The following is a 12,019-nucleotide window of genomic DNA, read 5'->3' on the forward strand; positions in this document are numbered from 1 at the left end:
CGTTGTAGTAATTCATTAATATAAAGAACAAGATGATGTATATGGCGTTCATCACCAAAACCAAAGTATAATATTTTGACCAACCTTCTTTTTTGGGATGCATCAGTTTTTGATCTTTTGATTGTTCTTACCTACCGAAAGCATATTGGCAAAAAGTCTATACGCTCCCGAAACTCCAGCGGGCAGTTCTCTAAAGAAACTTAATCCTGTATAAATATAGTTACCTTTTCCATATTTAGCGAGTAGCAGGCTGCCTTCACTTGGTGCTTCATTCTCGTCGTGTATAGAAAGTACCGGCGTGTATGCTTTGTCATAGTTGTTTGGGAAATACAGTCCACGTTCTTGAACCCATCCTTCAAAATCTCGCTGAGTGATTTTGTTAGGGTAATTAAGGATTTCGGCATCAGGATCGAGAATGGTAACTTCTGCAAACTCATCGGTAACCCGATCGCTGCTCAACTCCAGCGGGTAGGGACCAATGTTAGGAAAACTAAATCCACGCGCCGTATTGTATTGCACTACCATCGTACCGCCGTTTTCGACATAATCCAAAAGAATAGGCTGTTTGTAGCGCAATTCTTCAACCACGTTATACGCACGAACTCCCATAACTACAGCGTCAAAATTTTTAAGGTTGGTTGCTGTAATTTCTTCCGGAGTAATTTCTGCAACTTGATATCCGATCTGTCTTAAGCTTTCAGGAATTACATCTCCCGCACCGGCAATATAACCTATATAATTCCCTTTCTTTTGAATATCAAGCCGTACCAATTTATTGGTTGAAGGTAAGACTAATGTTTGCAAAGGAATATGTTCATAGTCGATACGAACGATCTTGGTATTGATGGTTTTTCCGTCTACCAAAAGCTGAGGCTGTAATTCTACCTCGCTCGCGTTATCTGGTGGTGTAACGGTAAAAGCTACAGTTTTTGTTTCACCTTTTTGCGCGATATTAATTTCTTGCGGGGCGCTGATCTGCCAACCTTTGGGAGCATTTAAAGAAACTTTGGCTGAAAGATTAGAAACGTATGCCGTTACTTGTGCAGTAATGGTTTTGGGCTGCGCATCTGCAAAAATGATCACAGGATCTGCAACAGCCACCGAAGCTTTAGGCACAATTTCAAAAGGCTCATAGACTTCGCCGGCAACACGATCATTGTATTTGTAGACCCAATCTGTCGTGATGGGGATTTCAACTTCATCTATCTTTAGATGGAAGGTAGCCTTAAAGGTTTTAGGAGTTTCCGGCAATCCTATAAGCTCTTGATCGGTTACTTTATACATTCCCACGCTGCCTTCTTCGGTCAACCAGTAAGCTGTAGTAAAATCTGCATCACCGGTATTGACCTCCACTTGAGTTTTAAAATCTTCATTGAAGTCAAGGGAGCGTTCCATTTTAATTTCTTTTTTAGAAGGTAATACTGTAACGCGCTCTAGAATTATGGGGAAATCACTTCGGTTTATCGCTTCTAGTGAAAGTTTTACGTTTTCCTCTGCAATAGCAGTTTGTTCGTCAGTATAGGCTTCAAGATATAAACCCGCACAAGCCTTTATGATTTGTGTGATTTGTTTGGTTTTTAAATCACGCCAGTAAGTATCTTCTAACTGAACGATCAATTGGTAAGCTTCAAGTAAGTGCGGAAGACTCGCCGCCGGATCATTAAAGTTGTAATCTGCTTCAACTTGATTTAAGATGTTACCAATAGCAGCACCACCTTCAACACGGTTCCAGCTGGTATCAATTCCTTTAAAAAGATTTCCGTCTGCCGGAAGATCCCCTTTTAAAAGTTCGAGATATTCTACTTGCGCTCCGCGAGAACCGGTATTTCCAAAACCTTGAGATTTATGCTGACTGCGGCTAAGGGCAGAGATTTCGGTATTGCTAAGTCCGTAAGCGGGATAGTAACTTCCCACATCAACCGAAACCAGATTTGATTTATCTGCTTCTTCAAACTTTTCACGGCTACCGTAAAACCACCAAGAGGTGTTAAAGAATAGTCGTTTGGGTTGCCAGGTCTGCGTGCGTTTCAATTGCTCGGGGAACACTTGAGGATCACCCACTTTATCAAAAGCTTCTACACTTAGCATTGCCGACAGCGTATGATGCCCATGTGTGGTACCCGGCGAACGATGATCAAACCGATTGATAATAATGTCTGGTCTAAAATTACGAATGGCCCAAACTACGTCTTTCATAATCTCATCCTCTTCCCAAAAACTCAACGTTTCTTCAGGGTTTTTAGAATAGCCAAAATCGTTAGCACGTGTAAAACGCTGCTCACCACCATCTGTGCGGCGTGCTGCAAGCAATTCTTGAGTACGAATAACACCAAGGAGCTCTCTAATTTCGGGACCTATCAAATTTTGACCGCCGTCACCACGCGTAAGCGCAAGATAACCTGTTCTTGCGTGTACCTCATTGGCGAGATAAGAGATCATTGCTGTGTTTTCATCATCGGGATGCGCTGCGAGATAAAGCGCCGTGCCTAAAAAGTTGAGCCCTTGTATTTGCTCGTATATTTCTGAAGAAGTTGGCTTTTTTGGCTTTTGAGCTTGTAATTGCAATGAAATGCAACATATAAAAACGAATAAAAAGCGCATATTTTAGGATGTTTTTTAGTTGAATGCCTTGCGATCAAAGATAGCTAAAACGCTAGCTACACGCTTTGGTTTTCGGTTTGTTTAACAAAATACAAAACTTATACTTTAGCATAAAATTGCAACGACAAAGGCAAAAATTAAAGCTACTCAAGTTGTTGTAATAAATCATACAATTTTTGTGTAGGCAGACCCATAACCGTATTGTAAGAACCTTCTAATTTCTGAAGCGCTACGTGGCCTATCCATTCTTGAATACCGTAAGCTCCGGCTTTGTCAAAAGGCTGATAGGTGTTGATATAGTGTGTGATCTCTTCGGAAGTAAAGGTTCTGAAGTACACTTTAGCCAAATCGTGATCCACCAGTTGTTGGGTTGAAGTAGTCACGCATATCGAAGAGATCACCTCGTGCGAAGTGCCACTTAATAGCTGAAGCATTTCTTGTGCTTCCTGCGCATCATTGGGTTTGCCTAATGCGATATCGCCTTTAAAAACTAAGGTGTCTCCGGTAATCAAAATCTCATCAGGTTGAAGCATGTCGCTAAAAGCCTCAGCTTTCTTTTTTGCAATATACTCTGCGATTGCTCCCGGTTGCATTCCCGGTGGATAGCTTTCATCAATAGGTTTTAGCCTGATTTCAAAATCAACCTCAAGAGCTTTGAGTAATTCTTGCCGGCGCGGCGATTGCGAGGCAAGAATGAGTTTTTTGTTATTTAGGAGTTCAGAGAGCATATTAATACTTTAAAGTCAGTGTCAAAACGCCTAAAGAGAGCATACCAAAAAGCATAATCAGCTTTAATAATTTAGACAGAAATGCATAATGTTTTTGTTTTTCGGCATAGCGTGCTTTCATACAGAAAAATACCAGAGGAACTACCACTGCGGCGACTAGATATATCGAAGTCCAAACGTTAGTTTGTAAATACACGTAGATGTATCCTAAAATACTAAAAATGTATAGCACGCCAAGGTACGCCGAAAGTTTAGCCGTGCGCTCAAGACCTAAAACTATGGGTAAAGTTTGAATCCCTGCTGCATAATCTCCATTGGCATCTTCAATATCTTTAACAAGTTCCCTGAGGAAATTCAGCATAAAAGCAAAAATGGTATAATCGCGCAATACCGCAAGTGGAGTGACTAGTTGTTCTTGAAATTGATTTAAAATAGGGGTAACATCAAAAACTAAAACGATAAAAATAGACGAAGCCACTACAAGGCTTACGACTAGATTTCCGACCAAAATAATTCCTTTTAAAAAGCTGGAATAAATATAAAGCAGTGCCGAAATAAGAACAAATAGGGAGGTGAAGTTGCCCAAACCGGTTTTGTAGCTGAGAAAAAATCCCAATCCCACGCCCAGAATATTAAAAAGCAGATAATAATTGAAGGCTTGTTTTTCTGAAAAAGGTTCAGGGAGATACGTTTGAAGCGGTTTATTGATCTGATCGCTTTGCACATCATTAATGTCGTTAATAATGTAGCCTGCGGCAGCAATACATAAACTGGCTAAGGCTAAAATCCCAAAATCAAAAGAAGAGAGGGCAACCGGCAGTCCTAAGGCTTTTAAAAAGCCAAAATGAATCAAAACCTGTGTAAGAAGTATTAGGATTAGATTTTTATAACGGATTAAGTTTAAGAAAGCCAACAGCGTGTTTTTTTGAAAAGTCTCAAATATAGCAAAAACCCCGATGCGACTGCATCGGGGTTTTGAAAAGGAGTGTATTTAAACGATTACTTTTTGCTGATGCTGCCACCAGAACTTTCGGCTACGGCAACTTCCTGAGGATCTCCCCAATAATCAATATCGCCGCCGCTAGAAGCTTTAGAATTCATTTCTTTAGATACATAAGTACGTATACTTCCTGCACTTGAAGCTTCGGCTTCGCAATATTCTGCTTTTAGATCTTTTGCATTAATGGTTGCCGCTGAGCTTGCGTCAAAGTTGAGTTTTTGCGCAGAACCATTAAGACTTAAGGTAGCCGCGCTGCTTGCATCGGCTGTGATCTCTCGTATTTCAACATCTAATTTTACCGTCGCTGCACTTGAAACATCAAAATTGATTTTGTCCCCGGTTAGCATTTCGGTTGCAGTGATGTTTGATGCGCTACTGGCTTTAATGGCCTGTAAAGGTTGTGTATAGATCACGTGAATAACCCGAGAAGTTGCATTACCAATGTTTGAATTGTCTGTAGATTCAATACGTAAAGTACTTCCTTCATAATGAACATCAAGATATTCTAGTAAGTTTTCATCTACCTCTGCGATAACTTTTGGGCTTGTTCCTTTTTCTAGAATCACGTCCCAGCCGTTACTGCTATGTACTCTTGAGAATTCTTGATCAAGATTTAAATCTTGGGTAACAACATTGCCGTTACCTTCAATTTGCCCCATTTGTATGTTGAAATTACATGAGGTGAGCATAAGTGCGGCAAAACCGCTGACGAAAAGTTTAATTAATGTAGTCATAAGTGTTGATTTTTTGATTGATGTTTTTCTGGCATTGCCAGAAGATTAAATACTCCTGGGCTTGCCTTTAAATTAAAAATTTGTTTCTAATAATAACCTCAGGGACCTGTCGCTGTCAGAAGACAGGTTTGCCCTGAGTTAGTTTATTTAGTTTATCGTGTCTACCACTTTTGCAATGGTATCATTTTTAAGTTCGGGTCTAACGTTTAACCCGTCTTTTTTAGGTGCGGCTACCGCTTTATATTCATATACGGTTCCTGTAGCTGTAGAATCTTGGGGTGTCTCATCTGCCTTCCAGTCTTCGGCTTCCTCAAGTTCTTCGATAACTTCTTCAGGGCAATTTAGACATACAAGTTCTGAATTTTCCATTAGAGAATAATACCCTACAAACTTGTGATCCAGAACATCAGAATAACGGTTTCTGTGGTAACTGTTGATGTTCTTATCAGTTAACAGAATGGTTCCTTCAGGAATCGCAAGAATAAGATCTACTTCCTGACTGCGGTATTTGTTTTCAATACTGCTTACAAAGTAATTGTCAAGAAGAAGCGTGTTTTCATCCATTTCAAAATTATAAACGATGTTACTTGCACGAACCTGAGCGGCATCATAAGAGCTTCCTTGTGAGGTTTTCTTAATGATAAGCTTAGCCTCTGGAGAGTCACTTTTTTGTACACTAAGATTTACATCACGGTTGTACAATACTTTGTTACCCGCTGCATCGGTGCGAATCTTCCAATTGTCATTATGGTATTTGTAGGCGCCATATTGATTTTGGGTGATCATTTTTACACTTAAGGTATCTCCGGCTCTTATAGGTAAGGTTTCAGAAATAAGAGCTTCGCCTTCTACTGCAGTCGCCATGCCTTGACGTACTCCCAATACCGCGAGTACCATTACCGCGATAAACCAAACGCCCAGCATCGTTAATTTGGCAACAACAGGAATACGTTTTAGGGTTGTAACCAGAATGCGCAAACCAAGATAGAATAACATAAAGAACGGAATCCCTATCGCTACAAACGTGAGCAAACTTATAAGCCACAATGGAGCGCCAGAAGTATTGACCATCTCTACATAATCTGCGATGCTACCATCAACAAAATCTAAAGTTCCTGCTGAAAAGAGTCCTACAAAGAGACCAATAAGGGTCGAGCCACCGGTTATAACGAGTAGAATACCTATGAATTTCACAAATACTTTTAAGATAAACATGATGATCTTGCCCAGCGTATCGGCAACCGAATTTGCTCCTTTACGAGCTTTGTTTCCGTACTTAACATAGTCAACATTTTTAACAGAATCTGCAACAGTGTCAAATCCTTCTTTTACTTTACGCTGAATATTGTCTATGTTGACGGGCTTTCCCCGCATTTCCAGTTTTTCTGCAGTGGTACGCGCTTCTGGAACAAAGATCCAGAAAGCGATATAGATCAAAATAAAACCACCCCAAGAGAAAATGGTAAGTAGTACTAAAGCTATGCGCAACCACACCGCATCTATTTGTAAATAATGTCCCAGACCGGTACATACACCACCTATCCAAGAAGTGTCGGTATCTCGGTATAGTTTTTTTGAAGATGATGTAGTGCTGCTATAGGTTTTTTGCGCTGGTTCGTCCTCAAAAAGCTCTTCGTCTATGCGGTAATCTTCGGGTTGCCCCATTATGTTGATTACTTCTTCCACTTCAGAAATCCCAATGACTTGACGTTCGTTTTTTACACGCTCGCTAAAAAGTTCTGCAATACGCGCTTCAATATCTTGAATGATCTCCTCACGACCTTGCGCATCTGTAAAAGAGCGTTTTATCGCGTCGAGGTATCGTTGCAACTTTGCATAGGCGTTCTCATCTATATGAAAGAAAAGGCCTGCAAGATTTATATTAACTGTCTTATTCATTGTTTTTTGATTTTTGAGTGGTTACCAGTCGAACGGCTTTTTGAAGGTCGTCCCAAGTTGATGATAGTTCATTTAAGAAGAGCTTTCCGGTTTCTGTGAGACCATAGTATTTACGTGGTGGTCCGCTGGTTGATTCTTCCCAGCGATAGCTCAATAAACCGGCGTTTTTAAGTCTGGTAAGCAGGGGATAAATAGTACCCTCAACTACCAGTAACTTGGCGTCTTTGAGCGTGTCGAGTATTTCGGCTACATAGGCATCTTCGTCTTTTAAAATAGATAGAATGCAATACTCCAGAACACCCTTACGCATTTGCGCCTTTGTGTTTTCAATCTTCATAGATTCTCATTGTTAAGCGATTAATAACTGTTCGTTTTTTGTCCACAAAGTGGAATTAAATAATTGATTGCTCTAAATGTTGCCATTCAGAAGTAAAGTAAAACCTAGCTATACTTCAGTTGATGAGTCTGAAGCGTTCTCGGGTTGAGAAACAGCAAGCGGTTTTAAAAAGTTTATACTTAATGGATATTTATATTCTTCACCATTACTCGCACTTACAGCTGCAGAGATCACCGAAAAAAGGGTCACTACAAATAAGGCTAAAAGCAGTAAGCCAAATGCCAATGCGGTTATGATAAGACCGCTGGCATCATTAGGAAGAACAAAATGATCAAAATGATTTTCTAGATCAAAGTGTCCCTGCTTACTTACAATTTGTAAAACCTGATAAGCCACAAAAGGAATTGCAATAATTACAAGACCTATAGTATAGAGTAGTGTGCTCATTTGAAAGTTGAGCGCACGTCTACCGTGGTTATCTACAAATACCGAATTCCTTTTTAAGGAAGCCCAGATCAATAGCGGAGCGATAAAATTGCCCAGTGGAAACAAAAATTGAGCAAACACAGATAAGTGAATAAAAGTGGCTGTATTTTTTTGTCCGGTTGTAATAGTATTTTCCATTGCTTATTATTTTCTTATGCAAATATATATATAAAAGAAGGTATTTTGTATTGCATAGTACTTAAATTTAACTATTTATTAACAAAAAGGGAATTCTGTAAAGTCAATTCTTAAGCCTATTTTTGAGAGAATCAAAACTTTATATATGTCACTCAGCCCTAGTAAATTCAATAGTTTTATAATGTTTAAGCTTCCCTCTGCTTGGTTGTGTGGAGTGCGGGTAAAAGAAATTTCAGAAAAAACCTGTACGACTACTGTTAAGCATAAATGGATCAATCAGAATCCATTCAATTCTATGTTTTGGGCAGTGCAGGGGATGGCTGCAGAGTTGAGTACAGGAGCGATGGTGATCAATCAAATTAGAGAAAGCGGCAAGAAAATTTCGATGCTTGTGGCAAATAATAAAGCTTCTTTTACTAAAAAAGCCACCGGTAAAATCACATTTACCTGTAAAGACGGTCACAAAATCGCTGATGCCATTGAAAAAACGATTGCCACAGGCGAGGGGCAAACCTTCTGGATGCAAAGTGTGGGAGTTAATGAAGATGACGTGGTGGTAAGTACGTTTGATTTTGAATGGACGGTAAGGGTGAAATCCTAGTTTTATTTAAAGATATTATCGTCTTAGATTTATATACGTCTTGTAACAATTTTATAAAAACGCTTACGTATTAAGTAGTATCAATCAAATCAAAAACGAAATAAAAACATGAGAGCACACGAGATAGATTACCAGATTTATGGGGAAGAAATGCAATATGTGGAGATTGAATTAGATCCACAAGAAGGCGTTATCGCTGAAGCAGGAACCTTTATGATGATGGAAGACGGTATACGCATGGAAACCATTTTTGGTGATGGTTCTAAAAATGATTCTGGTCTATTAAATAAGGTATTTGGTGCTGGTAAACGTTTACTTACCGGTGAAAGTCTTTTTATGACAGTTTTCTACAATGACATAGTAGGGAAGAAGAAGGTGAGTTTTGCTTCCCCATACCCGGGAAAAATTATTCCGATTGACTTGACCAAAAATGGCGGAAGATTCATTTGTCAAAAAGATGCATTTTTATGCGCTGCCAAAGGGGTTTCTATAGGTATTGAATTTTCAAGAAAGCTAGGCCGCGGACTTTTTGGAGGAGAAGGTTTTATTATGCAGAAGCTAGAAGGTGACGGGATGGCCTTTGTGCATTCTGGCGGAACCACGTTTAAAAAGGAATTAGGATTAGGAGAAAAGTTGAAGGTAGACACAGGGTGTATCATAGGTTTTGATCATACGGTAAATTATGATATCGAATTTGTAGGCGGAATAAAAAATACCATTTTTGGAGGTGAAGGAGTATTCTTTGCGACACTTACCGGTCCGGGTACAGTTTATATTCAGTCGTTACCATTTAGCAGACTTGCCAAGCGTGTTTTGGCATCTGCACCACAATTGGGAGGGAAGGATAAAGGCGAAGGAAGTATTCTGGGAGGCTTAGGAGATTTGCTTGACGGTGACAACAGATTTTAAACTCTAGGTAAAGCCTAGGATTTTAAATTTTTAACATTGTTTTTGGAATTAAAAGCCTATTTTTAACGGAATTCCTATCAAAATCAGTTTATAGCCCAAAATTACCTAACAAAAATTCTAATTTTAAACTATTCAAATATGGCAAGAGCAATGTTTGAGTACACTAAAACAATACTGAAAAAAGTAAGTTTTGATAGTGTACTTTTTTGCAAAGAATTACAAAAAGCTGCAAAGCGTTTACTACCGTATGAAATTGAGGAATTAAGAGAGTGGATTAAGGAACTAACCAAAACAAATCCCGAATTAAATCAATGTATGATTTACCTCAATGCTTAACTTTAAATATCATAAAAAAAAAGCGACTCAAATGAGTCGCTTTTTTAGTATCTGATACAAGCCTGGTTACTTTTTAAATGCTCCTTGAGTTTGAGGTAGCGGACTAATGATTTCTACATTTTGAAATGTGATAGCTCCTTTTATTACTCCGGCAATTGTGGTGCGCAACGCTTCAATAATTTGCATCTTTAATTCACTCTTGTGATATAAAAGACTTACTTCTCTTGCCGGTGCCGGCTCTTTAAAGTAATGAAGAAATTTCTTTTCTTCTTCCTTAATATCCATTGTATGTAAATAAGGTAAAAGAGTCATTCCTAAACCTTCATTGGCAAGACGTACCAAAGTTTCAAAACTACCACTCTCAAGAGAAAAGGTTTCTTCAGAATAGTTTCGGTTTGTTTTGCATAAGTTAACTACGCCGTCTCTAAAGCAATGTCCATCTTCAAGAAGTAGCATATCGTTGAGGTCTAGATCTGCTGTGGTAATTTTCTCTACACTATTTAAAGGGTGATTTGCGGGAACATATGCTACAAATGGCTCATAATATAAAGGACGCTCCTTTATATTCTCAAGATGTAGTGGTGTTGCTGCAATCGCGGCGTCTAAATGTCCTTCTTCAAGACGTTCTATAATGGTTTCTGTGGGAAGCTCTTCGATCTTCAGTTTGACCTTAGGATACCTGTTGATGAAGTTGCGTAAAAACATAGGTAATAATGTAGGCATAACTGTTGGGATCACACCCAATTTAAATTCACCACCTATAAACCCTTTTTGCTGATCGACAATATCTGCAATACGGTTGGCTTCATTTACAATGTTGCGCGCCTGTGTTACAATCTTGCTTCCAATATCGGTAAGTTCGATCGGTTTCTTGCTTCGGTCAAAAATTAGAATGTCTAATTCATCTTCCAATTTTTGAATCTGCATACTCAGTGTAGGCTGTGTGACAAAAGTTTTTTCAGCAGCCTTAGTGAAGTTTTGATTTTCGGCAACAGCCAAAACGTATTTCAATTGCGTAATCGTCATGGTTCTAATTTAGACTTCAAAAATAGGGCGACATATTGATTTTGTCTATACAATTACAACTATAATTTAATAGAAACACATCACGACCTATATAGTATAGTCAAAAATTAAAATCGAATTTCAAGCTCCAGAGGTTCTTCGCTAAGTTCAAACTTGCAATCTTCCCATTGCGGAGGTCCCATAGACATCACATTATTAGATCCGCCATAAGCTTCTTTAGGCATTCCGTTTGCTTCAAAATCCATTTGTCCATTATTGTTCTTATCGTGATAACAGAGGATAGCGTAATTTCCTAGCGGAATATCTTTAAAGGTTACCGAAGTCTTACCGTCTTTGATTTCGCTTTTTGCGGCTTTTACTGGAGCGGCTACCATAAAATTGTCTTTATTGTAGAGCGCATATCCTACCGAACCTTCATCGCTAGATACATTATTAATAGAAACGGTTATTGAACTTTTATTTTGAGCAAAGGCACTGAAGCTGATAAAAGTCATAAATAATAAGAGATAGGTTTTCATAATTTTACTGTTAGAATTAATACTGAAACAAATGTACAGGTTGCTTTAGCTGGTTCTAGTTGTTTATGACTCAATTGTAGAATCAAGAAGATGAACTGTAATTGTAATGTTTGAAAGCGTTCTTTACTATATAGGATACGTTGTGCTTGTAGGGTTTTAAAATCAAATCTGCTGCGTTTAAGAAAAGATTAAAAAATAATTGAAGCGTAACTATTTGTAAATAAGTGGCTAGTAAATTAATTTAAAAATACTTTCAAAAAGTGCTTGCGGGGATAGATAATCGTTCTATATTTGCGCCTCCAAAATCGGATATTAAAAACGGTTTTACGTTCTTAGAAATGCAGATAAAGTAAACCACCCTCGAGTTGATCTCGTGGGAAATTTGCTAGTGATAGGATTTTTGTTTTGAGGTAGTTCTTTGGTTTTGAAATCCATTTGACGGCGTCAAAAATAAAGTTTAAAAAAAGCTTGTTTATAAAGGGAAAAGGGTAGTATCTTTGCCCTCCCGTTTTTCGGCAGTGAAAGCGGATTAGTTCTTAGAAAAGCGACTTAAAATTGGCTCAAAAAAAACTTTAAATTTTATTTGTTTAGTAATAAAAAAGGTTTGTATATTTGCAGCCGCTTTCGCAGAGAGCAACGCACATTGAAAACGAGATGATTTGGTAATAAAAAGAGAGGTTCGATTCCTTGACATCTAACGATAAAT

General features: G+C 38.5%; 12 protein-coding genes. 3 read left to right on the forward strand and 9 right to left on the reverse strand.

Annotation, left to right across the window (positions count from 1 at the left end; translation table 11 throughout):
* Positions 1–102 precede the first annotated feature (102 nt).
* The 7 genes from WA338_RS09915 to WA338_RS09945 form a co-directional block, all read right to left on the reverse strand.
* Positions 103–2,601, reverse strand: a complete 2,499-nt coding sequence (locus WA338_RS09915; protein ID WP_009779684.1) for a PIG-L family deacetylase — start codon at positions 2,599–2,601, stop codon at positions 103–105.
* A gap of 143 nt (positions 2,602–2,744) precedes the next feature.
* Positions 2,745–3,329, reverse strand: coding sequence for a Maf family nucleotide pyrophosphatase (locus WA338_RS09920; protein ID WP_009779685.1), 585 nt, complete (start codon positions 3,327–3,329; stop codon positions 2,745–2,747).
* A gap of 1 nt (position 3,330) precedes the next feature.
* Positions 3,331–4,242 carry a geranylgeranylglycerol-phosphate geranylgeranyltransferase gene (locus WA338_RS09925; RefSeq protein WP_009779686.1) on the reverse strand — a complete coding sequence of 304 codons (912 nt, stop codon included), beginning with the start codon at positions 4,240–4,242 and terminating at the stop codon, positions 3,331–3,333.
* Positions 4,243–4,328: 86 nt separating this feature from the next.
* Positions 4,329–5,063, reverse strand: a complete 735-nt coding sequence (locus WA338_RS09930) for a head GIN domain-containing protein (RefSeq protein ID WP_009779687.1) — start codon at positions 5,061–5,063, stop codon at positions 4,329–4,331.
* A 147-nt stretch (positions 5,064–5,210) separates the two neighbouring features.
* On the reverse strand, positions 5,211–6,962 hold the full coding sequence (locus WA338_RS09935) for a PspC domain-containing protein (protein ID WP_272987644.1): 1,752 nt from the start codon (positions 6,960–6,962) through the stop codon (positions 5,211–5,213).
* Entirely contained in the window at positions 6,955–7,299 is a 345-nt protein-coding gene (locus WA338_RS09940) for a PadR family transcriptional regulator (protein ID WP_272987645.1), read from the reverse strand. The genes WA338_RS09935 and WA338_RS09940 overlap by 8 nt, the downstream gene beginning before the upstream one ends.
* A gap of 108 nt (positions 7,300–7,407) precedes the next feature.
* Entirely contained in the window at positions 7,408–7,923 is a 516-nt protein-coding gene (locus WA338_RS09945) for a DUF4870 domain-containing protein (protein ID WP_272987646.1), read from the reverse strand.
* Between the two features lie 145 nt (positions 7,924–8,068).
* Here WA338_RS09945 and WA338_RS09950 point away from each other — a divergent pair, with 145 nt between their 5' ends.
* The 3 genes from WA338_RS09950 (at position 8,069) to WA338_RS09960 (ending at position 9,769) form a co-directional block, all read left to right on the forward strand.
* Positions 8,069–8,524 carry a DUF4442 domain-containing protein gene (locus WA338_RS09950; RefSeq protein WP_272987648.1) on the forward strand — a complete coding sequence of 152 codons (456 nt, stop codon included), beginning with the start codon at positions 8,069–8,071 and terminating at the stop codon, positions 8,522–8,524.
* A gap of 108 nt (positions 8,525–8,632) precedes the next feature.
* On the forward strand, positions 8,633–9,433 hold the full coding sequence (locus WA338_RS09955) for a TIGR00266 family protein (RefSeq protein WP_009779691.1): 801 nt from the start codon (positions 8,633–8,635) through the stop codon (positions 9,431–9,433).
* Between the two features lie 138 nt (positions 9,434–9,571).
* On the forward strand, positions 9,572–9,769 hold the full coding sequence (locus WA338_RS09960) for a hypothetical protein (RefSeq protein ID WP_009779692.1): 198 nt from the start codon (positions 9,572–9,574) through the stop codon (positions 9,767–9,769).
* A gap of 66 nt (positions 9,770–9,835) precedes the next feature.
* Here WA338_RS09960 and WA338_RS09965 read toward each other — a convergent pair whose 3' ends face one another.
* The gene (locus tag WA338_RS09965; RefSeq protein WP_009779693.1) at positions 9,836–10,795 is read right to left on the reverse strand and encodes a LysR family transcriptional regulator; all 960 of its coding nucleotides are present in this window, start codon (positions 10,793–10,795) and stop codon (positions 9,836–9,838) included.
* 107 nt (positions 10,796–10,902) lie between these two features.
* Positions 10,903–11,313: a DUF2141 domain-containing protein gene (locus tag WA338_RS09970; RefSeq protein WP_009779694.1), complete on the reverse strand. Its 411-nt coding sequence runs from the start codon at positions 11,311–11,313 to the stop codon at positions 10,903–10,905.
* Positions 11,314–12,019 lie beyond the last annotated feature (706 nt).

It is taken from the genome of Leeuwenhoekiella sp. CH_XMU1409-2, from assembly GCF_037029365.1.
Lineage (GTDB): Bacteria > Bacteroidota > Bacteroidia > Flavobacteriales > Flavobacteriaceae > Leeuwenhoekiella > Leeuwenhoekiella blandensis.

Bases quoted from the DNA above. Each gene is read 5' to 3' on its own strand.
- WA338_RS09915 (WP_009779684.1), bottom strand. From the start codon at position 2,601: ATGCGCTTTTTATTCGTTTTTATATGTTGCATTTCATTGCAATTACAA.
- WA338_RS09920 (WP_009779685.1), bottom strand. From the start codon at position 3,329: ATGCTCTCTGAACTCCTAAATAACAAAAAACTCATTCTTGCCTCGCAA.
- WA338_RS09930 (WP_009779687.1), bottom strand. From the start codon at position 5,063: ATGACTACATTAATTAAACTTTTCGTCAGCGGTTTTGCCGCACTTATG.
- WA338_RS09935 (WP_272987644.1), bottom strand. From the start codon at position 6,962: ATGAATAAGACAGTTAATATAAATCTTGCAGGCCTTTTCTTTCATATA.
- WA338_RS09940 (WP_272987645.1), bottom strand. From the start codon at position 7,299: ATGAAGATTGAAAACACAAAGGCGCAAATGCGTAAGGGTGTTCTGGAG.
- WA338_RS09945 (WP_272987646.1), bottom strand. From the start codon at position 7,923: ATGGAAAATACTATTACAACCGGACAAAAAAATACAGCCACTTTTATT.
- WA338_RS09950 (WP_272987648.1), top strand. From the start codon at position 8,069: ATGTCACTCAGCCCTAGTAAATTCAATAGTTTTATAATGTTTAAGCTT.
- WA338_RS09955 (WP_009779691.1), top strand. From the start codon at position 8,633: ATGAGAGCACACGAGATAGATTACCAGATTTATGGGGAAGAAATGCAA.
- WA338_RS09960 (WP_009779692.1), top strand. From the start codon at position 9,572: ATGGCAAGAGCAATGTTTGAGTACACTAAAACAATACTGAAAAAAGTA.
- WA338_RS09965 (WP_009779693.1), bottom strand. From the start codon at position 10,795: ATGACGATTACGCAATTGAAATACGTTTTGGCTGTTGCCGAAAATCAA.
- WA338_RS09970 (WP_009779694.1), bottom strand. From the start codon at position 11,313: ATGAAAACCTATCTCTTATTATTTATGACTTTTATCAGCTTCAGTGCC.